This window comes from Kutzneria sp. CA-103260 (genome assembly GCF_018263855.1).
Taxonomy (GTDB): domain Bacteria; phylum Actinomycetota; class Actinomycetes; order Mycobacteriales; family Pseudonocardiaceae; genus Kutzneria.
Genome location: NZ_CP073318.1, coordinates 6,825,320 through 6,851,872, shown reverse-complemented (window position 1 = coordinate 6,851,872; position 26,553 = coordinate 6,825,320). Strand labels below are relative to the sequence as shown.

Annotated in this window: 14 protein-coding genes; 6 read left to right on the top strand and 8 right to left on the bottom strand. The window is 66.7% G+C overall.

All coding sequences use genetic code 11. The features are described from left to right. Positions 1–310: 310 nt before the first annotated feature. Genes pglW through JJ691_RS30095 form a run of 6 tightly spaced genes read left to right on the top strand, consistent with a single transcriptional unit; the run spans position 311 to position 18,179 of the window. Positions 311–4,690 carry a BREX system serine/threonine kinase PglW gene (gene pglW / locus JJ691_RS30120; RefSeq protein WP_211762973.1) on the top strand — a complete coding sequence of 1,460 codons (4,380 nt, stop codon included), beginning with the start codon at positions 311–313 and terminating at the stop codon, positions 4,688–4,690. A gap of 10 nt (positions 4,691–4,700) precedes the next feature. After that, complete coding sequence (gene pglX, locus JJ691_RS30115; protein WP_211762972.1) at positions 4,701–8,309, top strand: BREX-2 system adenine-specific DNA-methyltransferase PglX; 3,609 nt, start codon at positions 4,701–4,703, stop codon at positions 8,307–8,309. 3 nt (positions 8,310–8,312) lie between these two features. Continuing rightward, positions 8,313–12,083 (top strand): PglY protein, encoded by a 3,771-nt coding sequence (locus JJ691_RS30110; RefSeq protein ID WP_211762971.1) that lies wholly within the window; start codon positions 8,313–8,315, stop codon positions 12,081–12,083. Next, complete coding sequence (pglZ, locus tag JJ691_RS30105) at positions 12,083–14,752, top strand: BREX-2 system phosphatase PglZ (RefSeq protein WP_211762970.1); 2,670 nt, start codon at positions 12,083–12,085, stop codon at positions 14,750–14,752. Before JJ691_RS30110 ends, pglZ begins: the two co-directional genes overlap by 1 nt. Continuing rightward, positions 14,749–16,068, top strand: a complete 1,320-nt coding sequence (gene brxD, locus JJ691_RS30100; RefSeq protein WP_211762969.1) for a BREX system ATP-binding protein BrxD — start codon at positions 14,749–14,751, stop codon at positions 16,066–16,068. The genes pglZ and brxD overlap by 4 nt, the downstream gene beginning before the upstream one ends. Further along, positions 16,065–18,179 (top strand): DEAD/DEAH box helicase, encoded by a 2,115-nt coding sequence (locus JJ691_RS30095; protein WP_211762968.1) that lies wholly within the window; start codon positions 16,065–16,067, stop codon positions 18,177–18,179. The genes brxD and JJ691_RS30095 overlap by 4 nt, the downstream gene beginning before the upstream one ends. A gap of 407 nt (positions 18,180–18,586) precedes the next feature. Here the strand turns inward: JJ691_RS30095 and JJ691_RS30090 are convergent, their stop codons facing one another. From JJ691_RS30090 to JJ691_RS30050, 8 genes are all read right to left on the bottom strand, one after another. Then, entirely contained in the window at positions 18,587–19,003 is a 417-nt protein-coding gene (locus JJ691_RS30090) for an Imm10 family immunity protein (protein WP_211762967.1), read from the bottom strand. Between the two features lie 5 nt (positions 19,004–19,008). Next, a complete protein-coding gene (locus JJ691_RS30085) occupies positions 19,009–19,461 on the bottom strand; it encodes a hypothetical protein (protein WP_442912785.1) in 453 nt (150 codons plus the stop codon). 40 nt (positions 19,462–19,501) lie between these two features. Next, positions 19,502–22,870, bottom strand: coding sequence for a DUF6531 domain-containing protein (locus tag JJ691_RS30075; RefSeq protein ID WP_211762965.1), 3,369 nt, complete (start codon positions 22,868–22,870; stop codon positions 19,502–19,504). After that, the gene (locus JJ691_RS30070) at positions 22,867–23,307 is read right to left on the bottom strand and encodes a hypothetical protein (protein ID WP_211762964.1); all 441 of its coding nucleotides are present in this window, start codon (positions 23,305–23,307) and stop codon (positions 22,867–22,869) included. Before JJ691_RS30070 ends, JJ691_RS30075 begins: the two co-directional genes overlap by 4 nt. A gap of 68 nt (positions 23,308–23,375) precedes the next feature. Then, positions 23,376–24,599, bottom strand: coding sequence for a PPE domain-containing protein (locus JJ691_RS30065; RefSeq protein WP_211762963.1), 1,224 nt, complete (start codon positions 24,597–24,599; stop codon positions 23,376–23,378). A gap of 12 nt (positions 24,600–24,611) precedes the next feature. Next, the gene (locus JJ691_RS30060; RefSeq protein WP_211762962.1) at positions 24,612–25,199 is read right to left on the bottom strand and encodes a DUF3558 domain-containing protein; all 588 of its coding nucleotides are present in this window, start codon (positions 25,197–25,199) and stop codon (positions 24,612–24,614) included. Between the two features lie 20 nt (positions 25,200–25,219). Then, positions 25,220–25,627, bottom strand: coding sequence for a hypothetical protein (locus tag JJ691_RS30055; RefSeq protein ID WP_211762961.1), 408 nt, complete (start codon positions 25,625–25,627; stop codon positions 25,220–25,222). Between the two features lie 99 nt (positions 25,628–25,726). Beyond that, the gene (locus JJ691_RS30050; protein ID WP_211762960.1) at positions 25,727–26,509 is read right to left on the bottom strand and encodes an ESX secretion-associated protein EspG; all 783 of its coding nucleotides are present in this window, start codon (positions 26,507–26,509) and stop codon (positions 25,727–25,729) included. Positions 26,510–26,553 lie beyond the last annotated feature (44 nt).

Here is a 26,553-nt window from a genome sequence, read left to right as displayed (position 1 = left end):
TCGTCGGAAGGTAATTCTTGTGATCTGTAGTCCGTCTCTGAAAGTTGAAAGTCTTGTGTGATATAGGGTGAATTGTCTGTTCGTGTTTAGATTGAACCGGTCGCGATCTCCCTCTGATACTGCAAGAGGCGGATTGTATTACGGGTAGCCGGTGTCAGTGATGGTAGTAACGCGACAGTCGTGGTGAGCGATGCTCGTGTGCCAACTGGGTGACGGGCAGGCGAGCTAACCGAATAGCCAGGGCCGTCAGCGCTGCCACGCAGTAGCATCGACGGCTCAGTAGCGCAGAGAACCTCGGGGAGAGACGAACGTGGCGTCAGAGGAGCGACCGGCAGCGCCGAAGCCCGGTCCCCCACCCCGCCTGAAGCGCTGGTTCCAGGAGCGGCCTTCGGAGTACCCATGGGAGCAAGACGGCCTCGACCACGTGCGGCGCCTCATGCCGCACGCCGAGCCGTACCGCGCATGGGCCACCTTCTCCTTCACCGCAGCCTCCGGCCGGATCAACGAGTGCGACCTGCTCATCGCCGTGCCCGGTGGGCTCTACCTAGTCGAGTTGAAGGGCCACCCGGGGCGCGTCATCAACAACGGGGACACCTGGAGCTTCTACCGCGACGGCAGCACTCGGGAGCGGACGCTCCGCAACCCACTGCACCTGACCGACCTCAAGTCAAAAGAGCTGAAAGGCCGGCTGGAGTGGGCTGCCCGACAGCTGAAGATCAGCCAGCGAGTCCCCCGGGTCGAGCCGGCAGTCTTCTTGTCGGCACCAGGACTCGAGTCGCACCTAGACGACGTCCAGGCCACACGAGTTTTCGCGCGGGACGACGACAGCAGCGGGCTGCCATGGATATGGCGTGATCTGCTGGCCAAGCCGCCGCAGCGAGAGTCACAACGTGTCACGCCCGAGTTCTCTCGGCACGTGCTGCCGAAACTTCTCGAGAAGATCGGCATTCGGGCCTCGACCGCGCACCTGCGATTCGGCGACGACTGGAAGTTGGCGACTGACCCACTCGACGCCGGCCCCACCTGGGAAGACCGCCTCGCCGAACGCAACGGCATTGTGCGTGAGGAGGGCCGGGTACGGATCTACCTCACCGAGCTGCAGGCGACGGAGGAACGGAGGCAGTCCGTCGAGCGTGCCGCCCGCCGCGAGTACCAGGTGTTGCAGGGCATCACGCATCGTGGAATCGCGCAGGCGGTGGAGATCCGGGAACACCAGGGTGGTCCGGCGATCCTCTTCCGGCATCGTGTCTCGGACCTGCGACTGGACTCCTACCTGGCGGTCTTCGGCGACCAGCTGACTCCTGAGGTCCGTCTGGACCTGGTGCGCCAGCTCGGTGAAGCGATGCGGTACGCACACAGTCGGTCGCTGTACCACCGTGCCCTGGCAGCGCGGTCCGTGTATGTGTCGGCCAAGGACGACGGTTCGTCGCCGGTGCTGCGTGTCATCGACTGGCAGAGCGCCGCAAGAGACTTCGACACCACAGGAGTGTCGTCCCTGGGCAACACGTCGCTCGGCGGCGACCACATCGCGGACGCGGCCGACGTCTACCTCGCGCCTGAGTTCTACACGCAGTACGCGGATCCTGTTGACCTGGATGTATTCGGACTGGGGGCCGTGTCGTACCTGATCGTCACAGGTCAGGCACCCGCGACAGAACGAGCAGGACTGGTCGATCGGGTTACTACCGAAGGCGGCCTGCACCTCTACGCTGTCGCCGACAGCGTCTCCGACGCACTGGACAGTCTGATCTACCGGGCAACGAGGGCTGACGTCGCAGACCGCCTTGCCTCTGCGGACGCGTTCCTTGAAGCGCTCGACCTGGTTGAGCAGGATTCGCCGGTGCCAGGTCCAGCGTCTGGTGTCGACCCGCTGACGGCGATGCCGGGCCAGTTGGTTGGCGGCGACTGGATGGTTGAGCGGGTTCTTGGAACCGGAGCGACCGCTCGGGTCCTGCTGGTCACGCGACCGAAGGACGACGAGGACGAGGACCAGGTCCGAGACCGTCGAGTGCTGAAGGTCGCACTGGACGAGGCGAAGGCGGATCGGCTCCGTGCCGAGGCAGCGGCGTTGGACCTTGTCGGCGGCGGCGCTGTGGTGCGCTTGCTCGACGGACCGCGGGTCCTGGGCGATAGGACAGTGCTCGATCTCGAATACGCGGGTGACCTCTCACTCGGCGCTAGGCTGCGAGCGGAGGGGCGGCTCACCTACCACGAGCTGGAGCGCTACGGCGCCGACCTGTTCACCGCGCTCGACCAGCTCGCTCGCGAAGGAATCCGCCACCGGGACCTGAAACCGGACAACTTCGGCATTCTGCGACGTGCTGACCGGTCCAAGCAACTGATGCTGTTCGACTTCTCGCTGCACGGAGTCTCCGAGCGGGATGTCAAGGCAGGCACGGCCGGATACATCGATCCGTTCCTGGACACCCCGAGAAGGCCCGTCTTCGATGACCACGCCGAGCGGTACGCGGCGGCGGTCACGCTGCACGAGATGGCATCGACGGGCCGTCCGATCTGGGGAGACGGGATCACCGATCCCCGCACAACCACCGATCAGACACCGGTCATCGCCGTCGAGTTGTTCGAGCCTGCTCTCAGCGACGGGCTGAAAGAATTCTTCCTGCGGGCGTTCCACCGGGACGTCAACGAACGGTTCGACACGCTGGCGCAGATGGAGAACGCGTGGCGAGCCGTGTTCACCAAGGCCGACGCCGCAAAGCCCGCGACCACCCCGGCCACCGTCAGCATGGACTCGGACTCGGTCGAGGAGACCAGGGACGCCCACGCTGCGGCAGCCGAGCTCAGCACGTCCTTGGAGGCAGCAGGCCTGAGCCCCCGCGCGGTTTCCGTGGCACAGAGCTTCGGCGCGACGACTGTCGCTGAGCTGCTCGACGTGCCGTTGCATCAGATCGCGAAGGCGCGCGGGGCTGGTGCGGTCATCCGCAAGGAACTCAACCGCCGGCACAAGCAGTGGACAGCGGCATTGCGGAAACCCGGCGCGCAGCCCACCAAGGCCGTTGCGAAGTCAGCGGAAACCGCGCACGACGAAGCACCGGTCGGTCTGCTGACTGTGGACGACATGGCGGAGCGGCTCGCTCCGCGCAGCAGCCGCAAGGGCTCGTCCAAAGCAGACGTGGTGCGTTTGTTGTTGGGGTTGGCCGAAGTTTCCGAGATGCCTGAGTGGCCGACCCAGAACCAGGTGGCCAAGCAGCTCGGCATCACCCAGGCTTCGGTGTCGCGACACCAGCAGGCGGCGGTCAAGACCTGGGCGGCTGAGACCTGGCTGGACGGCGTACGCGAGGAGCTGGTCGAGACAGTTACGGCGGCCGGCCGTGTGATGACTGTGCAGGAGCTGGCGGTGGCCGTGCGCGCACGGCACGGCGCCGCTGATGACAGTCCTCAGCGGGTCATGGCGAAGGCTCTGGCTGTCGTGCGGGCAGCGGTTGAAGCCGAGACTTGGGCGGGCTTGCACCCTGAGCAGTCGCTGACGGCTGAGGACAGTGGCCCTCGGTTGGCAGTTCTGCGCCGCGGCTCGCTGGTGTTGGTCGCGTGTGAGTCGCTTCTTGGAACGGATGATCCCAGCGCTCCGGAGTTGGCCGAGTATGCGGTGGCTCTGGGGCGGTGCGCCGATCAGCTGGTGGAGCAGGACCCATTGCCGGGCCGTGGCGTTGTGCTGCGTGAGCTTCGGGCCGTTGCCTCGCCGGATAGCCTGGCGCCGCTCGCCGACACCAGGTTGGTCGCGCTTGCAGCCGCAGCTTCGAAGCAGGCCGCTGGGTCGCCTCGCCTTGAGTTGTATCCACGCCGGCTGGGCCTTGCCAAGGCACTGCGGATCGCCCAGGCGGGGGCCGGGGTCCGCCGGGAAAGCGGTATCAGCGCGGACGACCTGCTGTCGCGCGTGCGGGCTCGCTTCCCGGAGCTGGAGATCGCCGAGCGGCTGACCCATGTCCAGCTTGAGGAGGCGCTCAAGGCGGCGGGCTTCCCGCTGGAGTACGACACCGAGGTCAAGAAGTTCCGGCCGCCGACTCCGGAGTCGTCACGGACTGCCTCCGCGTCGAACACGTCGATGAGTGCCCATAACCGGCTGGTCGCGCATGGGCTGGACCCGCTCGCCATGATCGAGGGCAAGCTGGCGACGAAGGTCGAGCGGGGTGGGTTCCTCGCGCTCACCTTGCGGGGCAAGCAGTTGCCGGGCACGGCCGAGCTGATCGCTCACGCGTATCCGGTCCGGGAGGTGGCGCTCAACCAGGTCTTCCTGGCGGAGCTTCGCAATCTGGTGACCGAGCGCGGGCAGGACTGGGGCCGGGTGCTCGCGGTGGACGCCCGTTTCAGCGAGACCGGCCAGATGCCCCGCGGCTTGAATTCCTATGTGCTCACAGCGTGGACGCGCGTCATCCAGCGGCTGACCGATCCGGCCGCTACTTCGGGTGCGGTGCTCTTCGTGCACGATGCCGGCTTGCTCGGGCGTTACTACGAGCACGGCGGTCATGACGCGCTCGTCACGTTGCAGCAGGCGGCGCGGCGGCCGACCGATGTCCCGCATGGCATGTGGCTGCTGTGTCCGGCCGAGTCGCCGATGGAGACCCCGCAGATCGACGGGCGCACGGTCGAGGTGCTGGACGACTCCGAGCGCGTCGTCGTGACGAGTACGTTCTTGGACAAGCTCCGCGGTGAGCCCGGTAGCGCGGCCTGATGTGCAGCTGATGGAGGAGAACGTAGTTTTGGCGACTCGTGGGTTTGACCAGGCCGAGCTGGTGAAGGATCTGCGTCGGCAGGTGACCGTACTCGAGGACGACCTGCGGGTGCGCAGCGCGGAGGTCGACGAGTTCGCCACCGCGCTGCGTGCCGAGTACGACGCTGCGTTCGAGGCGCACCGCACCGCAGCGACGTACGAGGCGTGGCGGGACGAGCGGGTTACGCAGGTGGCGGCGGCGTGGGTGCTGGGTATGGTGTTCGTCCGGTTCTGTGAGGACAACCAGCTCATCGAGTGGCCGTTCATCGCCGGCCCCGGGGAGCGGCTGGCGGACGCGGAGGAGCGGCACGAGGCGTTCTTCCGTGAGCACCCGCAGCTGAACGACCGGGACTGGATCGTCGCCGCGATCGATCACCTGGCTGCTTCGCATCCGACTGTGGCGGGGTTGTTCGACCGGCGCTACAACCCGATGTGGGAGATCACCCCGTCGTTTGAGGCCGCCGCCGCGCTGCTCGGCTTCTGGCGTCGTCGCGGTGACGACGGTGAGATCCGCTACGACTTCACCGACGACACGTGGGACACCCGCTTCCTCGGCGACCTCTACCAGGACCTGTCCGAACATGCCCGCAAGACTTACGCGCTGCTGCAGACCCCGGAGTTCGTCGAGGAGTTCATCCTCGACCTGACTTTGGAGCCGGCGGTCGAGGAATTCGGTCTCAAGGGCCTGCGCACCATCGATCCTGCGTGTGGCTCTGGGCACTTCCTGCTCGGCATCTTCCATCGGCTCTTGAAGAAGTGGCGTGCCGCTGAGCCCGGCACCGATGACTGGACGCTGATCAAGCGCTCGATGGAGTCAGTGCACGGCTGCGACAAGAACCCGTTCGCATCCTCCATCGCCCGCTTCCGACTCCTGGTTGCTGCGTTGAAGGCCGCCGACGAGAGGCGTTTGTCCAAGGCATCGACGTTCCCGATCAACGTCGCAGTCGGCGACTCGCTCCTGCATGGGGCTGGCGCACCAGGTGTCCAGGGTGACCTGTTCGAGTCGGAAGAGACATACAAGTACCGCACCGAAGATGTTGCCGAGTTCGCTTCATGTGATCTGCTGAAGCGAGGCTCGTATCACGTTGTGGTGGGCAACCCGCCCTACATCACCCCAAAGGACAAGCAGGAGAACGAGAACTACCGGGCTTACAGCGCCTGCTCGGGAAAGTATGCTCTCTCCGTTCCTTTCGTTCAGTGCCTGTTTCAGTTGGCCATCCGAACAGCGGGTTCCGGCCGATCTGCAGGTTACGTTGGTCAGATTACCGCTAACTCATTCATGAAACGCGAGTTCGGCAAGAAGCTCATCGAACAGTTCTTCCCGACCGTCCACTTGACCCATGTGATCGATACGTCGGGTGCCTATATACCTGGCCACGGAACGCCGACGGTCATCCTTATAGGCCGCAACCATGTTGGTCGACCTGAAGAGTCGTTGCGAGCAGTACTTGGTGTACGCGGTGAACCTACGCAACCAGTGGTTGCTGCGGACGGTCTCGTCTGGTCGGCTATTGTTGGACAGGTTGACAAGCCGGGCAGTGAATCCGACTGGGTTGGTGTTGAGGACCTGCCGCGCCGGCAACTTAGCTCCTATCCATGGAGTCTTTCTGGTGGTGGGGCCGGCATCCTTCGAAGCGCTCTTGAACAGCGTCGCGAGGCGCTTGGAAATCGAATTGATGGATCAATCGGCTTTCATGTAATTCTTGGTGACGATGAGGTGTTTTCGGCCGACTGGCTTCCTGTTCAATGGAGGGTGGTGGGAGTCGCGTGGCGTAGGTTTACCACTGGCGACGATGTTCGGGACTGGAAGGCTAGTGCCGGATTTGCGATATGGCCATATGTGAACCAAGAAGCTGCCGTTCACCTCCAGGGTACTGTCCTGTTCTGGCCGTTCAGGGTTGTTCTGCGCTCGAGTTTGACCTTTGGTAAGACTCGAGAGGAACGTGGGATGGCCTGGAATGAGCATATTATGCTGTCTTGGCCTCGAACCAAAGCTGATTTTCTTCTGACGTTCGCATGTGTCTCAACGCACAACAACTTTGAGTTGAGTCGTGGCGAAAGATTGCATAATCGCCACGCGCCGGTGATTAAGTTGCCGGAGGTGGCGAGTGAAGATGATCACCTGGCTCTGCTTGGGGTGTTGAACTCGTCTACGGCGTGCTTCTGGTTGAAGCAGGTGAGCCAAGGCAAGGGTGGCAGTGGTCTGGGGCGGGGGCTGCAAGACGAGGAATGGGAGGAGCGTTACGAGTTCACCGGCACCAAGCTGCAGGATTTCCCGATGCCGGAGAAGCCGCCACTTGAGCTTGGTCGGAACCTTGATGCTCTGGCACAACGATTGGCAAGCCAAGAGCCGTCGGCTGCGGTTGAGGCTGCCGTCCCAACTCGAGATGTCCTAGCCGCCGCGCAGGCCGAGCACGGGCGCATCCGGCGGCAGATGATTGCACTGCAGGAGGAGTTGGACTGGCAGGTGTATGGCTCCTACGGCCTGCTGACCGACGCCGAGGTTGCCCAGCTCACGGCAGGTGACCTCGACACGGTGCCGGAGATCAAGCTTGGTGAGCGGGCCTTCGAGATCGTGCTCGCGCGCAAGGTGGCGGCAGGCGAGGCGGAGACGGCCTGGTTCACGCGACACGGGTCGACGCCGATCACGGAGATTCCGGGGCACTGGCCGCAGTGGTATCGGGACATCGTGCAGGCGCGGATCGACATCATTGAGAAGCGCAAGGACATCGCGCTGATCGAGCGGCCGGAGTGTAAACGTCGATGGGCGACGCAGCCGTGGGAGAAGAAGGAAGCCGAAGCGCTGCGGACCTGGCTGCTGGACCGCTGCGAGAAGCCGGACCTGTGGTTCATGCTGCGCGACGGTATGAAGCAGCCCCGAGCGCTCACCGTCAACCAGCTTGCGGACCAGTTCCGAGACGACGCGGACATGCAGTCCGTGGCGCAGCTCTACGCCACCGACCACCTCGGCAAGCGCGACCTCACCCTCGCCCAGGTGCTGGAGTCGATCGTCGCCGATCAGCACGTGCCCTACCTAGCGGCCTTGCGTTACAAGGACTCCGGGCTGCGGAAGCGGCAGCAATGGGAACGAACCTGGGAGCTGCAGCGCGAAGAGGACCGTACCGGCAAGCGTCTGAACATCCCAGTGCCGGAGAAGTACGGCTCCGGTGACTTCCGCAAGACCAGCTACTGGTCGCAGCGCGGCAAGCTCGACGTGCCGAAGGAGCGCTTCATCTCCTACCCGGACGCGAACCCCGACTCCGACCCGTCGCTGTTGCTCGGTTGGGCGGGTTGGGACCACAAGGACCAGGCGCAGGCGCTTGTCAACGTGGTCAACGACCGCACCGATCAGGCCGGCTGGGACACGGACAAGATCAAGCCGTTGCTGGCCGGCCTGCAGGAGCTGATGCCGTGGGTGAGGCAGTGGCACGGCGACTACGACGACGAGTGGGGTGGCACGCCGGCCGAGGAGTACCAGGCGTACCTGGACGGCCAACGAGCCAAGCACCAGCTCACCGAGAACGACCTGCGCGAGTGGCGGCCGGCGGCCGCAACGCGTGGACGCAAGGCGAAAGGCTGACCAGTGAGCACCACGGACGTGTTCCTTCGCGACGTCATCGACATCCCCGAGTCGGTCCACGCGGGCGACTTCAAGGTCGAGCTGACCGGCGGCTTCACCGACACCGAGGCACGTGTCAACGAGTACGTGGTCACCGACCAGCTTGGTGACGCGTTCGCGAGGGCACTGTCGATCGTCCGCGCGGCAGTTCGTGACGGCAGCTCCCACGCCGCCTACCTGCACGGCTCGTTCGGCTCCGGTAAAAGCCACTTCCTGACCGTGTTGCACGCCGTGCTGAACAACGAACCGGCAGCGCGAGCCAAAGAAGGGCTCCAGCCGGTCATCGCCGAGCACGACGAGTGGTTGCGCGGCAAGAAGTTTCTGATGGTGCCCTACCACCTCGTCGGCGCGACGGACATCGACTCTGCCATCCTCGGCGGCTACGTGGCTGCCATCCGCAAGCTGCACCCCAACCGCTCCACGCCGGCGGTCTACCGTGCCGACGCGATGCTCGAAGACGCCCGCCGGCAGCGCGAATTCCTCGCCGACGACAGTAAGTTCTCGCAGTGGCTGGACAGCGGGGGCGGATCTGAAGCAGTCGATGACGACGATCTCGACGTCATCGACGCCGTGTCCACCTGGACGACGGCTGCGCTTGACCAGGCGTTCGCAGCTCCGGCGGGCGATCCGGTCCGTGGCGCGCTGGTGTCTGCACTGCTTTCCGGTCCGATGTCCTCCTATGTGCGGGGCGCGAGCGGTGACGCCGATGCGTTCATCCCGCTGGAGAACGGGCTCACGGCAATCAGCCAGCACGCCAAGGACCTTGGCTACGACGGACTTATCTTGTTCCTCGACGAGCTGATCCTGTGGCTGCAGGCGCACATGTCCGACCAGCAGTTCGTCAACAACCAGGTCAGCAAGCTTGTCAAACTGATCGAGTCGGGCGATGCCGGTCGCGTGCTGCCGATCGTGTCCTTCATCTCCCGGCAGCGTGACCTGACCAAGCTGGTCGGCGAAGACGTCACGGGCGCCGACGTGAAGAACCTCGAAGCCCAGGTCGAGTACCTGGCCGGCCGGTTCGACGTAGTCAGCCTGGAGGACCGCAACCTGCCCGCCATCATCAAGAAGCGGGTGCTCAAGCCGTTGCCCGGCAAGGAGCTGATCCTGCGCGACGCCTTCGCGTCGATCGAGTCCAGCAACTCTACGGACCGGGACGTGCTGCTGGACGCGACCGGCGCGACCGGCGCGACGTGGTCAGACTTCCAGGACGTGTATCCTCTCTCGCCTGCGCTGCTCAATGTTCTCGTGGCGTTGTCCGGCGCGTTGCAACGGGAACGCACCGGTCTCAAGCTGTTGCAGGAGATGCTGCGCCGTCGGCGTGCCGACATGCTTCTGGGGCAGCTCATCCCGCTCGGCGATCTGTGGGATGTGCTGTCGGACGGGACAGGCGAGGCGTTCACCGACAAGCTGCGCAGGGAAGCCGAAGCCGCGCACCGCTTCTACGCCCGAGTGCGCGCGCATCTGCTGGAGAAGTACGGTAGCGAGACAGACCAGCGTTTCGTGGCCGACGACCGTTTCATCAAGACACTGCTGCTGGCCGCGCTGGCTCCCAACGTGCCGGCACTGGCGCGCCTGACGGGAGCACGTCTGGCAGCGCTCAACCTCGGATCGATCAGGTCGCGCACAGTGGCGCCTGGATCGATGGTTGTCAACAGGCTGCGTGAGCTGCAGGCCGAGTTCGGTGAGCTTCGCGCCGAAGGTGACGAAGACCCCGTTTTCGCACTCCATCTGTCCGATTTGGATGTCGAGCCGCTCCTCGACGCGGTTGGCGAGCAGGACACCCTTGGCGCGCGGCGGGTGTGGATCAGGGACCAGCTGTGGACTGCGCTGGGCGTGCGCGACTCCAACGAGTTCGTCTGCGAACGCGAAGTGGTGTGGAAGGGAACCCGCCGAACCGCCGAGTTCGTCTTCGCGAACGTGCGCGATGCCGGCGATCTCCCGGAGCCGCAGTTCGCGCCCAGCGTTGACGGCCGCGTCCGGTTCATCTTGGACTACCCGTTCGATATCCCCGGCAAGCATCCTTCCGACGACGCCGGCCGCGTGACCGGGCTGCGCCGGGCAGGTCTCGAAGCCGCGACGGTCGTGTGGCTGCCTCACTTCCTGTCGCCACAGAAGTCCAGTCAGCTCGGCCGGCTGCTCAAGATCCGCTATCTGCTGGAGCGCGACCGGCTGGACGACCTCGCGAGCAACCTGTCCGCTGACGACCGCATCCGCGTTCGCCACCAGCTCCAGGCACAGCGCGACAATCTGACCTCACAGCTGGCTGCTGCGCTGCAACAGCTGTACGGCATTGCCCGCGCGGAACCAAGTACGGTCGGCTCCGAGGTGGGTGACGAGGGGCATGTGTTGTCCCTGCTGCCCTCCTACACACCGAGGCTCCACGGCGGCGCCGGGTTCGAGTACAACCTGCTCGCCTTGGCCGACGGGTTGTTCGACACCCTCTACCCCAAGCACCCGAACTTCGATCCGGCAGGCAACCGCAAGGCCGTCACTGTCAGCGAGCTGCGCACTGTCTTGGACTGGATCACTCGTGCCATGGAGGAGGGCAAGCAGCGCGTCGTGGTGGACCGTGCCCAGTTGGCGCTGGTGAAGCGCATTGTCCACCCCCTTGAACTCGGTGAGGTCAGTGACGGACCGCTGAACCTGTCCACGGAGTGGCGGCGGCGGATCGAGCAGTACGCGGCGCAGCACGGGGTGACCGGCGACTACTCCGTCGAGGACATCCGTAGCTGGATCGCCGGCCTCGGCTACACCGGCCTCGACAAGCCGGTCGCCAACCTGATCATCGCCACCTATGCCCTGCTCGCCGACCGGGCTTGGCTCTACCACGGTGGTCCAGTGGAGCAGACGCCCGAGCTCGAGCGGATCGGTCTGGGTTATTCCCTGCGCGCCCAGGAACTTCCAACGGAGCAGGAGTTCGCCACCGCGCGTCAACGTGCGGCGACGTTGTTCGGTGTGCACGTGCCGGACGTTCTGTTCGCGCGCAATGTCAACAAGCTTGCGGCCGACGTGCGAGCCGAGGCCGCTGCGCTGGAGTCGTCCGTCGGAGGCGTGCGAAGGTCACTGGACAAGCACGCGCAGGCACTCGGCCTGACCGACAAGCAGCCGCCGAACCGCCTGACCACGGCGCGTGATGCCACCGACCTGGTCGCCCGCCTGGCAGGAACGCACGACCCCACACCGCTGCTGCGTGAGCTTGCGTCTGTGACTTACCAAGTCGCCGATGAGGTGCTTAGCGCAGCAGTTAAGTCGGCGCCCAATGTCCTCATGGCTCTGGACAATGTGGACTGGTCGCTGTTGGAGTCCGCACGTGGTTTTGTCGGCCGCGGTGACGAGCTGGCAGATCGGGCCGAGCGCTTGATCGACGATGTCTCCCGGACCGCAGCGGCTGAGGAGTTCAAGCGCCCACTCGCTTCGGTGCTCGCAACGATCCGTGACCGCGCGGTCGCGCTGATCAGCGAGGCGGCCAAGATCGCCACCACCGTTACAGACCCCGTGGTGCCACTACCTCCACCGGAGAAGGTGACCGACCCCTGGACGCCTCCCGGTCCCAGCCCGGTTCCGGTGGCGAATCCCCTCCGTTATGCCCGGCGAATGAACACCAGTTACGCTGAACGGGAACTGGAAGCCGTAGTCAACGAAGTGAAGGAGCAGATCCAGAACTACGCCGAGGCGCATCCCGACGTCGAGTTCGAGATCGTCCTGCGTGCGGTCGACGGCGAGGACGGTTCCTGATGACCGCCCCACCCGAGGTCAACCGGCGCATCATTGAGGCACTGCTCCAGCGCGAACTCCCCCGCGCCAAGCAGCAAAGGCTGGTGCTGGTGCACGGCCGGTACGACACGTCCTCAGCCAGTGAGTTCGGCCTGCTGGTCGAAGGCCAACAGCGTCGAATCAAGGTGAGTGACCAGCCGTCCGTCCTCGGCATCGTGGAGGCATGGCAGCGGCATCGATCGAGCCCCGACACGGATGTCCTGGTCGTCACGACCGGCGTCGACGACGCCGAGCTGGGTTGGGACCTTCGCGGATACGCCGTCGGACGAGCAACCCGCACGGTCGACCGCGTCGAGATCGTCAAGCAGCGGTTCGGCGCCACCGACATCGATCCGCGAATCCGGCGTGAGCCTTGGCTCGTTGACGCTCTGCTGGACGCGGAGCCCACCGTTGGCTGGCGTCGGGCGGGCGGCGTGCTGACCAGGGACACCGCTGTTCGGGCGCTCATTGGTGCGCGCCTGGGGAGCAGGGAACTCGCGGAAGGCACTCTCGATGTCGGTGCGCTGCTCAGCTGGTCGCGCACGGCGGCTAGCGCCGCACACTTCGCCGAGCTGACGGCGACAGAACGCAAAGGGCTGACGGACTGGCTGGAAGAGACCGTCGGTAGCGCCGCGGTCGTGCTGATGACCTTGGTCGGTGCCGGGCGTGCCGAGGACGCCATGCCGCTGGGCACTCTGGGGGCGGTTCTGAGCCTGCCAGGCGTGTCGCCCGATGCGACGTTGGCCTTCGGGAGCGTGCTCGGGGTGTCGGGCAAGCGCGGGTCAGAGCTGCGCGAGTTCGTGAAAGAAGTTGAGGGAACACTCGAACGCTGGATCGCGGAGGCGGAATTCGCGACGCAGGGTGAAGCGGCTCGGCAACGCGTGTTGGACATTGTGCGACGCGCCGACGAACTCGCCAGCTCGGCGGACCTGACCGTCGCGCTCGCGCCCAGCCGCTTCCTGCCGAGCAGTTTCTCCTCGCGCCTGCGTACTCTGGCCGAGAACTTGTCCCCGGCACGTCGGACGGCAGCCGAATCCGCGCTCAGCTCGTTGCGTGACCACGCCCTGGCGCGTCTGTATCCCGATCGCGTGCACACGGCCGCGATGGCTGTGCGGCTCACCCGATGGCTGGCAGAAGCCGAGGAAACGGTGGATTCGGTGGCGGCTGGTGTTCAGAGGCAACTCGCCAGCTGGGGGTGGGTCGATCACGCGCTGGCGGTGTTGTGGGCCGGAGATGCTGTGCATGACCCAGTTGTCGGCCGCGCCTATCGCGCCGTGCATGACAAGGCGCGTGCCCGCCGGGACCGACTTGACGAGGCGTTCGCCCGCCGCCTGGAGATTTGGGCCGCTCACGCGTCAACGCAGGCGCCGGGCGGTTGCCTACTTGTCGAAGACGTTCTGGAGCGGATCGCAGTCCCGCTCGTCGGCAAGGACCACGCCCCACTCATCCTGGTGCTGGACGGAATGAGCAGCGCCGTAGCCGTCGAGCTCGGCGAGCAGTTGGCTGGGCGTGCATGGCACGAGGCGTCACCGTACTCGGAACATCGGGCGGCCGCGGTCGCAGCAGTGCCTTCGGTCACCAGGGTGAGCCGCGCGTGCCTGCTCACCGCTGGGCTGACCAACGGCGATCAGTCGGTGGAGAAGGATGGGTTCGCAGCTTTCTGGCGCAAGCACCGCAAGCAGGCTTCGCTGTTTCACAAAGCCGAAATCGGTGGGCACGCGGGCCAGCGGCTCGCTGAGTCTCTTGTCGCCGCCCTTGCCGGAGAGGACGTCGTCGGGGTGGTGCTCAACACTATCGACGACGCGCTCGACCACGGCAAGGGAGGTGCTCCCATTGGCTGGCGGCTGAGTGACGTCACGTACCTGCCGGAACTGCTGGATGCTGCGCGTGCGTACGAGCGTCCGGTGGTCTTGGTCGCAGATCACGGACACGTGCTGGATCGCTCGACGGCGGGGGATGGGCCGGTAGCCGCCGTCGGTGTGGAGTCCGCCCGGTGGCGGGTCGGGGATCCAGCGGACGGTGAGGTCGCGCTTGCTGGGCCTCGAGTGTTGTACGGCGATGGACGTGTTGTTGTGCCGTGGCGGGAAGATATCCGTTACCTGCCGAAAAAAGCGGGTTATCACGGTGGCGCGTCTCTCGCCGAGATGACTGTCCCCGTGCTGGTGCTGTTGCCGTCGGCAACCCTGCTGCCGGTGGAGTGGGAGATCCTCGCGAGAGAGTCGGTCGAGCCATCCTGGTGGAGCGCACGCGCTGGAGTTGAGGCTGAGGCTGCTCCGCGTCGCAAGCCCACCAAGGTTCGTGCGCGGATCGAGGATCAAGCCACTCCGCTGTTCCCGGTGGAGGAGTCGCTGGGCACGCGTGTCGTTGCCTCTCCGGCGTACGAAACGCAACGCGCCTTTGTGCCTAAGGCGCCGAACAAGAAGGCCATTGCCGCAGTGATCGACGAGCTCGTCAAGGCGGACAGGACCCGCCCGATCACGGCTGTCGCGGCGCTGGTCGGCCGCGCGGGGCGCAACCCTGACTTCCTCGCGAGGATGCTGGAGCGCTTGCTCAACGTCGAAGGCTATCCGGTTCTGTCCGTGACGGATGGTGGCCGTACGCTGAAGCTCGACGTCGACTTGCTGTGTGAACAGTTCGGGGTGCAGAAATGACGTCTCCAGCCAGCCAGGCACGCCGCCGCGAGGTCATCGCGGCGTTGCGTCGTGGAACCGTCCCGGAAAGCGGCCTGGACCAGTTTGCCGTCGGCCTCGACCGCTTCAGTGTTGCCATGGACGAGGAACTCGACACGGTGGCGAAGGGCGGAGCCACCTTCCACGCTATCCGTGGCGAGTATGGGTCGGGCAAGACGTTCTTTGCTCGCTGGCTCGCCGAGCGGGCCAAGCGCGCAGGATTGGCTACGTCCGAGATTCAGATCTCGGAGACTGAGACCCCGCTGCATCGCTTGGAGACGGTCTATCGCAGGCTCACCGAGCGGCTCAGCACACCGACGCATCGGCCCAGCGCGTTGGGGCCGGTGATCGACTCCTGGTTCTACATCCTTGAGGAAGAGGTTCTCGAGGCCGGCGAAGTCGCGGAGGATGACGAGCAAGGGCTGTCTGACGCCGTCGACGTTCTGCTCGAGCAACGGCTTGCGGCGGTCGCGCGTACGACCCCTGCGTTCGCCGCAGCCCTGCGTGGCTATCGTCGGGCGAGGCTTACCGGTGACGCGGCAACGGCCGAAGCGCTCATCGCGTGGCTTGGCGGCCAGAAGTCAGTGGCAGCCAGCGCCCGAAGTGCGGCCGGGGTCCGCGGGGACCTGGACCACTTCGGAGCTCTCGGGTTCCTGCAGGGCCTGTTGGCCGTCTTGAAGGACTGCGGCCACCGCGGGCTGCTTGTGGTTCTCGATGAGATCGAGACGTTGCAGCGCGTGCGAGGTGATGTGCGGGAGAAGGGCCTGAACGCGCTGCGTCAGCTCCTGGACGAAATCGACGCCGGCCGCTTCCCTGGTCTGTTCCTGGTCATCACCGGTACGCCAGCCTTCTTCGACGGGCAGCAGGGTGTGCAACGGCTGCCGCCGCTGGCACAGCGACTGGCGACCGACTTCACAACTGATCCTCGCTTCGACTCGCCGCGGGCCGTGCAGTTGCGTCTGCAGGGGTTCGATCTCGATCGGCTGGCCGAACTCGGCCGTAACATCCGGCAGTTGTACGTGACCGGAGCGCGGAACCCCGACCGCGTCCAGTCCACTGTCGACGACGACTACACCGCGGTGCTGGCAACTGCGATCACCGGCGAACTGGGCGGAAAGGTCGGCGTAGCCCCACGGATCTTCCTCCGTAAGCTCGTCGACGTGCTGGACCGGGTAGACGACCACGATGACTTTGACCCTCGCAGGGACTACCCGCTCACCGTCTCCAGCAGCGAACTGAACGAGATCGAGCGCAATGCGGCGGCCAGCGCAGGCGACGTCGACCTGGACCTCCCGTGACCACGAGCCTCGACCAGCTGCATCCGGTACTGGTCCACCACATCGTGAACACGCTCGGGTGGCGATCGCTGCGACCGCTGCAGGCGGAAGCAATCGAGCCTGTGCTGAACGGTGTGGATGCGGTGCTGCTTGCCCCCACGGCAGGTGGCAAGACGGAGGCGGCCTGCTTCCCTCTGCTCAGTGCGATGGAGCAGCACCATTGGTCGGGGCTGTCAGTCATCTATGTCTGCCCGCTCCGGGCACTGCTCAACAACCTGTTGCCACGGTTGGAAACCTACGCCGCCTGGCTTGGACGCCGGGTCGCACTGTGGCATGGCGACACCACGCCGTCCGTTCGGCAACGCATCCTTCGTGATCCACCCGACATCCTGCTCACGACACCGGAATCGCTCGAGGCGATGCTGGTCAGCGTGAAGGTGGAGCAAGCGCACCTGTTCGCCAACTTGCGTGCGGTGGTCGTGGACGAGGTGCACGCCTTCGCAGGTGACGACCGAGGTTGGCACCTCCTCGCAGTTCTCGAGCGACTCAGCCGTGTGTGCGACAGGCAGATTCAACGTGTCGGGCTGTCCGCGACCGTTGGCAATCCGAGCGACTTGCTGAGCTGGCTGCAGGGGGCGGGCAGCGGTACACGCCCGGCGCAGGTCGTCGCTCCTGGTGTTGGCACAGCCGCAGCGACAGCGGTCCCACCGGGCGAGATCGAACTCGACTACGTGGGGTCGGTCGCCAACGCTGCCACCGTGATCAGTGCGCTGCACCGAGGCGAGAAACGCCTGGTGTTCTGCGACTCCCGGCAACTGGTCGAGGAACTCGGCGCAGCCCTGCGTGAAGCCGGCGTCACGACATTCCTTTCCCACGCCTCGCTGTCGGTGGACGAGCGCCGACGGGCTGAACAGGCCTTTGCCGAGGCGCGGGACTGCGTGATCGTCTCTACCAGCACACTCGAGCTGGGCATCGACGTCGGTGACCTCGACCGGGTCATCCAGATAAACGCCCCAGGATCGGTCGCGTCCTTCCTGCAGCGGTTGGGACGCACCGGTCGCCGGCCAGGCACGACGCGCAACTGTCTGTTCCTCGCCATCAGGCGCGAAGAAGTCGCCTGGGCCGCTGGGCTGCTCCTGCTGTGGAGTCGCGGCTACGTGGAGCCCGTCACCGCACCCCCACAACCACGGCACATTGTCGCTCAGCAGTTGCTCGCGCTATGTCTGCAAGAACACCGGATCGGGAACCAACTGTGGGTGGAGGGTTGGAACGGACTAGCGCCATTCGACCGCAGCGCGGAGCCGATCCTGCGGCACCTGGTGGGAGAGGGCTTCCTCGACAAGGACGGAGACCTGCTGTTCATCGGCCCCACCGCGGAGCAGAAGTTCGGCCGGCGCCACTTCATGGACATGACGGCCGTCTTCACAGCACCACCCCAGTTCACCGTCCTCCACGGACGTCGGGAAATCGGCCGCACCGACCCAGCCCTGCTCACCGAGAGGGTCCACGGACCGCGGTTGCTCTTGCTGGCTGGCCGAAGCTGGAAAGTCGGCTGGATCGACTGGAAACGCCGACGGTGCTTTGTCGAAGAGGCAGACAGCGGCGGACGAGCTCGCTGGCAAACGTCCGGAGTGGGCGCGGCCACGTTCGAGCTCACCAGGGCAGTTCGCGAGGTGCTCCTGGGGGCTGACCCGCCGGTGAAGCTGACGCAGCGTGCTCAGCGCGCGCTGGCTGAAGAGCGTGAAGATGGCTCCAGCACCGTGCACCCCGGAGGAACGGTCATCACACGTAGCGGTTTTGACGTCCGTTGGTGGACATGGGCGGGCTATCGCGCCAACGCAACCCTCGCGGCTACCTTGTCCGAGTTGTCCGACGAGAAGCAACGTGTTGACGATGCTTCGCTGCGCCTGCGCACAGATCTCACTCTGGAGATGTGGAAGGCGGCGACCGCTGACGTGGCCGACCGGCTGTGCTTGCCTGAGGTCGACGAACGGGCGCTCGCCGGTCTGAAGTTCAACGAGGCGCTGCCGCAGCACCTTGCTGTCGCCACTCTGGCGGCACGGCTAGCCGATCTCGAGGGTGCTGCTCGGGTTCTCGCAGAGCCGGCTCGGGTTCTCGTGGCAGGACATTGACTCGATGCCGCACTCCGCGACGCTCAGCCTGAGAGGACCAGCTTCTCAACCTGACTTGGCTCAATTAGCGCACACCGTCCTTCCAAGTGTGGTCGGCGGCGACGGGTCGGTTTTGTGAGGATTGGTCGGATCCACGGGGTCCGCGCCGCCCGTGGCCGGCAAGTGTCTTTCTCCTAGCGCCAGGGCGACGTGATCGTGCAGGCTGATCAGCACTCCTCCAGGCGTCCAGGCGGACCGTGTACGCGGACAGGCCGCTGCTCTGCTGACATCTTCAGCATAGGGTGTCGTTATGTTTCGTCGGTCGTTGGGCCTATGTCATCTCACACTGCTGGCGTGAAACCAACGTGTCCCCTCAGCCTGAAGCCGACCCACGACGGCACAGAAGTAGAGCGTTCTTCGGCGTTAGATCAGAGCCCGACGAACGTTGGCTGTTGGTCGGGGTTGCCGTAGGTCAGTGTCCGCCTCAGACCGTCTCGCAGCCGGCTGACCGCGTCGCCGTCCAGGTCAAGCTCCAGCTGAAGTTCTCCATCGTCAACGGAAAGTTCGCTGGCGGCGTCGTCGGTGAAGCGGATGGTCAGCTGGGTGTCGTCAAGTTCGACGTGTTCGATGCCGCCGTACTGGACGCCGCCTTCGTCGTCCATGACGCAGTAGGTGTCCATGCCGGTGGCAGCGTCCTGGTCGGTCGGCGGCTGCAGGGAGGTCTGGACGATGAGGTGGCCGCCGGAGCCGTCCAGGTTTTCGGCGATGCCGAGGGTGAAGACCCGGTCGGTGGTGTTCTCGCCGGTGGTGACTGTGGTGACGGTGCGCCAGGTGGGTGTGGGCATGAGTCCTATCCTGCCTGCCAGGAGTTGCCGCCCCAGTGGTAGCTGACGCCGACGCCGAGCTCGCTGACCGCCCGGTTCATCGCGCCCTTGCACTGGGGGCACGGGGGTTTGGTGCCGTGGATCTCGACCCTATCGCCCTTGTTGACCGGCATCTGGTGGGCCAGCGGGTCGCCGGGGATGGGGACGGTGGGGGAGCCGCCGTGCATGCGCATCGAGCGGGCTTCGGTGTGGCTGGCCAGCGACGCGTTGGGGAAGCCGAGCGCGGATTCCTGCTGGAGTTGGTTGCCGCTGCGCAGAGTGCAGGCGTACTTCACGTTGCCGTGCGGGTCGTAGACGGTGACGTCCGCGAAGTGCGGCTTGCGCTTGGCCAGGCCAAGCGGGTCGATGAAGACCAGCGGGTTGTCGACGTAGCCGTACTCGTTGGGCGCGGGGGTCAGGCCGAGCGGGTCGGGGCTGATGTAGCGGGCCTGCTCGGGGTCGTAGTAGCGCAGGTAGTTGTTAGTCCAGGCCGGTTTCGTCGTCGTGGTACTGGCCTGGGAACCTCAGCGGGCAGTCCGCCCGCGCTGCGGCGGGGGTGCGCTGTCCCCACAGGGTGGCGCGGGCCTGCCACACGAGCTCGCCGTCGGGGGTGAGCAGTTCCTGCGGGGCACCGATCTGGTCGGCGACGATGGCGTAGAACTGCTCGTCGATGACGGACTGCGGGGCGCTCGCGGCCCAGGACCGCACGGTCTGGGCGGCGGGCCGGTCGCTGTCGGGCTCCCAGTCCCAGGTGGTGGTCGTGGCCGGCTCGCCGGCGCGGGTGTGGGCTTGCTCGGCCAGCCGGGTGCCGTCCCAGACGAACTCGACCTGTTCGGCGACGGTTCCGTCGGGTGCCAGGCGTTGCTTGGCGATGCGCCGGCCGAGCGCGTCGTAGTGGTAGCGCCAGCGGTCGCCGGTCGGGGTGGTGACGGCGAGTAGCCGGTCCTCGGCGTCCCACTCGTAGGTCCACCGCCGCTGCTGTCCGGACAGGGTGCGGCGGATCCGCTCGACGAGCCGGCCCTGTCCGTCGTAGCGGTACCGGTCGGCGTTGGAGCCCTGTAATCGGCTGCCGGCGTAGGTGCGGGCGTCGTCGAGGAGGTTGCCGGCGGGGTCGTAGGCGTGGCGCTCGGGCCGTTCGCCGTGGTCGACGGCGGTGACGCGGCCGCGTGCGTCGTGGGTGAACTGCCGCGGGCCGGCGAGCTGGTCGACGATGCTGGTGAGGGTGTCGTCCGGGCGGTAGCTGTAGGAGCGGCGTTGCAGCAGCGCCGGCCCGCGCGCCTCAGGGTGGGTGGTGGTGACGGCCTGGGTGCGCATGCGGTGGTTGTCGTCGAAGGTCTGGACGAGTGTGACGGTGCCGACCTGCCGCCTCGTGTGGCGGCCGGCCGGGTCGTAGTCGAAGGCCGTGCTGTGCCCGGCGGTGTGCAGCGCGACCGGCTGGTCGTTCGGGTCGTACTCCCACCGGCTGTCCGCGCCGGTCGGGGTGCGTCGCGTGAGCCGCCGGCCGGCGACGTCGTAGGTCGAGACGACGGCACGCCCGTTGCAGACCTCAGCCAGCGTGCGACCCAGCTGGTCGCGGTCGAACACCAGGGTGCTGACCGCGTTGGCCGCCTGGGTCATGCGCCCGACCGGGTCGTAGGCGTACGTCGTGACCGCCTCGCCCGCGTGCTGCTCGACGATGTTGCCGAGTAGGTCGTGGATGTAGCGGATGGTCTGGCCGGCGCCGTTGGTGCGGGCGACGAGCTGCTCGGCGTCGTCCTGCACGTAGGCCAGGACGCGGCCGTTGAAGTCGGTCTCGGCGACCAGGTTGCCCGCGGCGTCGTAGTCGTAGCGCCACACCAGGCCGGCCTCGTTGGTCACCGACGTCAGCCGCAGCTCGGTGTCGTAGGCGTAGGTCAGGCGGGTGCCGTCCGGGTGGATGTCGGCCGAGCGCAGGTCGAGGTGGGTGATCTCGGCGCGGCTGGTGGCACCCACGGCGTCGGTGTGGGCGACGAGGTTGCCCTCGCTGTCGTAGTCCCAGTGCTCGGTGGCGCCGTCGGGCCGGATCCGGGAGGCGAGCTTGCCCTCGACGGTCCAGCTGGTCGCGGTGACGCCGCCGGTGGGATCGGTGGCCGCGGCAAGGCGGCCGAACGCGTCGTAGCTGAAGGTCGTGGTGGAGCCGAGGGGATCGGTGACGGCGATGGGGAGGCCGGCAGTGTTGGTGTCGATGCGGCGGGTGTTGCCCAGCGCGTCGGTGACCGCGGGCGGATGCCCGAGGTCGTTGTAGGCGAAGGTCACGGTCGCGCCGGCAGGGTCGGTGATGCCGGTGAGGTTGCCGACCTCGTCGTAGGAGCGTCGCCACACCGCGCCGTCGGGGTCGACCTGCACGGTGGGCTGGCCGAGGTCGTTGTACTGGGCCAGGGCCTGGCTGCCGTCGGGGCGGGTGACGGTGGTGAGGTTGCCGGCCTCGTCGTAGTCGTAGCGGGTGGTCCGCCCCAGCGGGTCGGTCCGCGCGAGCGGCCGGTCGTAGCGGTCCCACTCGGTGACGGTGGTGCGGCCGAGCGGGTCGGTGCGGCGGATGACCTGCCCGTGCGGGTTGAGGTGGAAGGTCGTGGTCTGGCCGAGGGAGTTGGTGTGCGCGGTGGTGCCGTCGTCGTAGGTGAAGGTGCTGGTGAGGAAGTCGTCGATGCCGGTGCCGCGCACGCACCGGCCAGCATTGTCGTAGGCGAACTCGTACCAGCAGCCCAGGCGGTCTTCCCAGCGAGTCATGCGGCCGTCGGCGTCGTAGTCGAAGCGCATCGGCAGCCCGGAGGAGTTGATCACCTCGACCAGTCGGCCGGCGGTGTCGTAGCCGTACCGCATGACGGTGATCTCGCCGCCGTCGGCCGGGTCGTGTAATCGCAGTGCCGTGATCCGATCGTCGGCGGTGTCCACGCCGACCCGGTAGCCGCCGGAGTGCCGAATGCCGGTCAGCACGCCGTCCGGGGTGTGGTCGAACTCGATGCGGTTGCCGGCGCGATCGGCGATCGCGGTCAACGGCCACCCGCCGCCGACGGGGGAGAACCGGAGCGTGTGGCCGGTGTCGGCGTTGGTGATCTGGTAGCCGTCGGCGTCGCGGGTCAGCGGCCAGCGCGGGCCTTCCTCGGGCAGGACGGATCCCTGTTGCGGCGGCGTGGGGTAGGCCAGCAGCATGCCGTCGGCGGAGGCGAAGCACACGCCCTCGGCGTCGACCTCGACCCGTTGGTCCATTGTGGATGACCAGGAGGGTCCGAACCAGTGCCCGACGCGGTAGTTGGACAGGTGGGTGCGTTCCAGCGTCAGCGGCAGGGCCGCGGCGAGTTGGAGATCGAGTTGGGCGTGGATCACTTCGCCGGAGACCATGTCGACCGGGTCGCCCAAGGCCCGGCCGAGCTTGTTCTTGACACCGCTGGCGAAGTCGCGGGTCTTGCCGCCGATCCTGTTCAGTGCGCCGCGGATGCCGCCGCGTCCCGACCCGCTGGAAACCGTGGTCGGGTGAGAACCGCCGCCGTGGGCGTGGGACGCGCCTGGGTCATCGGGGTGGAGCCTTCTGAGCAGTCCGGCGCCTTTGCTGTCGGCTTCCTCGTAGAGGTCCGCGCTGGTGCCTAAGCGTTTGCCGGCGCCTTCGACGACGCGGCCGCCCTCGCTGAACACCTTGCCGGTGATCTGCACGCCCTTGCCGAACGCCTTGGCCACCACCGCGCCGATGCCCGAGCGGTCGCTGCTGGCGTGGGAGACCAGGTTCTGACCGGCGGACTCCAGCTTCTGCCCACCGTCGGCCAGCTTTCCGCCGAACCCGGCGAGCGTGCCGCCTGACCGACGTAAGTGGTCAGGATGAACATTGATCTTGCTCACGGCCAAGCCTCCCACCGAGTCGGACGGACCGACATCACGTCCGGGCCAGGACGGTCGCGGACCACGATCACCTGGTTCTTGGTCTTCTCGGCGTACCGCTGCCACGCCTGCAGATGCGTGTCGGCGGTCTCGGCGTCACCGCGGGCCGAGGCCAGCAGGCATTCTCCCATGAGGACGTTGGTCATCACGTGATCGACCAGTGCCTGACGAGATGCCTCGTCCGGCTGGAGGTCGAGCTGGGACAACATGATGTCGTTGATCTTGTCTAACCCGACCACGGCCTCGCGGGCGCCGGCGCGGACCGAGTCCCAGCCAGACTGCTGGGCCTTGAGGTAGTCGATCCACTCCTGGCGCTTGGCTGGCGGCATCGCGTCCAGTTCGGCGCGCGTCTGGTCGGTGAGGTCCAGCCCGTCGTAGCGCGGGTCCTCCTCGGTCACCGTGGCCGCCTCCCGATCCTGCCGCGATGGTGGCTGACACCGGGAGCTGGCCGTCAGCCTGGTGATGGTCAGGGCTGGTAGTCCGGATCGCCGATCACTGTGGGTACGGTTTTCTCCCCGGTGCCCCAGTGCTCGTCGGTGGGCTCCATGAACTTGTTCAGGTGCTCCTGGTCTTCCTCGTCCTTGCCTTTGCCTCGACCGGCGGGCCCGCCCATGCCAGGGCCGCCGGCCGCACCAGGTTTGCCCGCCGTGCCGGCCATTGTGCGTCCGCCTGGTCCAGCCTCTTCCAGTGCGCCTGCGCCGGCACTCCCGCTACGCCCTGGGGCATTCCCGGTGCCGCCAGCGACTGTTCCGCCGCTGCGCGCTCCGAGACCCGAGGGCGAACCGCTGCGGCTTCCATTGGTGCTGCCGTAACCGTCGGGGCCGCTGCCGACGCCCGGCGGGCCGTAGATGCCGATGGGGTCGATCGGCGTGCCGCCGCCGGGTGCCCGGACCGGGTCGCCCACGGGCGGGAAGCCGCCGGGCGGCCCAGGCGTTGGCGGTCCGCCGACCGGCACGTGCTGGATGGTCGTGGGCGGCTGCGTGTCGACTGGAGGCGCGTCGTGACCGGCCGGCGGAACGGGTTGCTGCAGAACGACGTCGTGCGGCTGCACTGCGTGGCTAGGACCGCGACTGACCGGGCCGGGCTGATACGACTTGTACGGGACCGGGCCGCCGGTCTGCTGTTGCGGGGCGGCGTCGATGCCGTTGCTCTGCGGCACCGTCGGATACGAGGTGACCGTTGTCGCGGTGGTCGAGTTGTTGCGGTAGTCCGCGTAGACGGCCGCGGCATGATCCGACGCCGCCAACGCTTGCTGCTCCTGCGCCTCGGCGTCGGTCTGGCCGCCGGTCAGGTGCGACCACCCTCGCGAGAGCCAACTGTCGGTCGCGGTGACCTCCACCGGGGGCGGCATCTTGTTCTTCACGTCGGCGAAGTGATCGGCTTGGTCCTGGGTGGACTGGCCGACATCGTGGGAGACGTCCTTGGCGTCGAGCACGAACTGCGCCATCGGGGCCACGTCGCTCTGCATGGTCTCGGCCGCAGCGCCTTCCCACACAGCACGGGCCTTGTTCAGCCCGGCGGTGATCAGGGAGTGCGCCTCGTCGAACTGGCCACCGATCTCGGACTGCCAGCTGGCCACGCTCGTGGACAACCCACCCGGGCCGGTGCCGCTGTGCAACTGCTGGTAGATCGTCTTGTGGTCGAACGCGGCGTGCGCCTCGCCCGCGACCTCACTGTCAAACGGCCACATCGTCCCCGCCTCCTACTGTCCAGCCGGAAGATTGCCCAACACATCGGCCGCGACGGTCTGCGCGACGGCACACGGGTCGGTGTTGTTCGTCCGGTTCGCGCCGAGCACAGTCAGGTCGACGAGGAAGACCTGCGTGTCGGACGTGCCGACGCCGATCGCACACGAGATGGTCTGCTTCGACGTGCGAGCGGCGGGATAGCCGGCGATCGTCAGCGGCTGGAAACTCGGAGCGCCACTCATGTTCTCGTACACGATGGCCAACCCCTTGCCCTGCGTCGTGTCAGGGGAGACACCGATGTTGAGGTTGTCGTTGCCCCACTCGCAGTCCTTCTCGCCCCACACCGAGGTTCCCTCCTTCGGCGTGGAGGCAGCGCCGAGGCTCTGCAGCTGCGCCGGCGTGAGCAGCTGACACGCCGGGTGAGCCTTGAGGTTCTTCGGGCTGGAGACCTTCGGCGCCCCGGACGCGGCCGCAGACGTGGTTGACGAGGCGGTGGATGCGGGCGAGCCGGTTCCACCGGTCTGCTGAGAGCACGCGGCGGACAGCGAGACGAGGAGCCCGCAGGCAACGACGACGGTGAGACGGCGAGGAGTGGTTGTCACAATCACTTCCGGGTCGTAGGTCAGAGCTCGAACTTGATTTCCGCGCTCGTGTCGGCAACCTGGTACAGCTTCATGGTCTGCTCGGTCTGGTGGATCAGGTCGTCGCAGCGCGCGATGCAGTCGGCCAGCGTCTTGCCCAGACAGCCGGCACCGTCGCCCGCCGCCGTGCGCAGTTTGTTGACAGCTTGTTTGCTGACGCCATCTTCAGCCGGGTAGGGCACGAATTGGAGCTGTTGGGCGGTCCGCTGCATCCCGACGAACTTCTCGCGCGCCTGCACCCAGGTGGCCTTGATCGTCGGCAGCTGGTCCGGTTCGACCTTGAGCTTGCCCTGCGTGACGCCGCCTTTGCCGTCGTTGACCCACGCGGTCAGCGTCGCCATTTCGGCACCGACCGCCGCCGCCCCACCGAACTGCACGTTCTCCGGCATCCCCAGCATCCTCCCCAGGACCATCGACTCGACACCGCCGACTGCTCATCGTGCCACGCACCGCGCACGGCTCGGCACGAATCGCACCCGATGAGACGGTCACAACCGCCGCCGGGTTCCCGCCACCAGCTCATCCACGATCCGTGTCAACAGGCCGAAGTCGGCCGGCGAGGAGACGGTGTATCCGCCGCGCGTGTACAGCGCGGACCGGCCTCGAAGGGTGTCGATCACCTGCACCACCCTGGGAGACCGGTGCCGATGACCGGCCGCGTCCCGGGCGGCGACGCCGATCTTGCCGAACCCGGTGCGGTCGCCGCCCAGCAGCGAGACCAGGTTCCGCGCGTCGTCGGAGCGCACACCGCGGGCCTGCAAGGCCGCGGTGAAGGCGGCGTCGGAGTCGTTGCCGCGGTCGGTGACGTCGCAGACAGCGGCGTCCAGCTCGGCGGTCGGCAGGCTCACCACGGTGCCGCAGGCCGGCGGGAGTTCGGGCAGCACCTGGATAAGCGCGGCGGGGAGTTGGTCGGCAGGCACGGTCTCCAGCCACACCGCGTCGTCGTCGACGACCGCGCGCACGGCGTGGCCGCCGCGGGCCGCCACGCTCGCCCGGACCTCCCGCCCGACGGCGGGCGCGAAGCGGAGATCAATCTCGACCGGGGCGTGGGTGAACAGGGCGAGCGCGCCGTAGAGGTCGTCGTCCAGGCCGCCGCGGCGGTCGATAATCCCGCGGGCGCGCAGCCGGTCCTCGGCCTCATGGAGAGCCCGTTGCGGATCGTCGGGAACCGCGGCGTGGTTGCGCCAGGTGAAGATCACCGGCAATACCGGCAGCCGGGACCGCTGCCAGGCGACCCCCAACTCGGCATAGTTCAGCTCGACAACTGCCACGAGACCCCCGTCTCTCCTCCAGCACGCAGCCTGCCGAGAGTAGC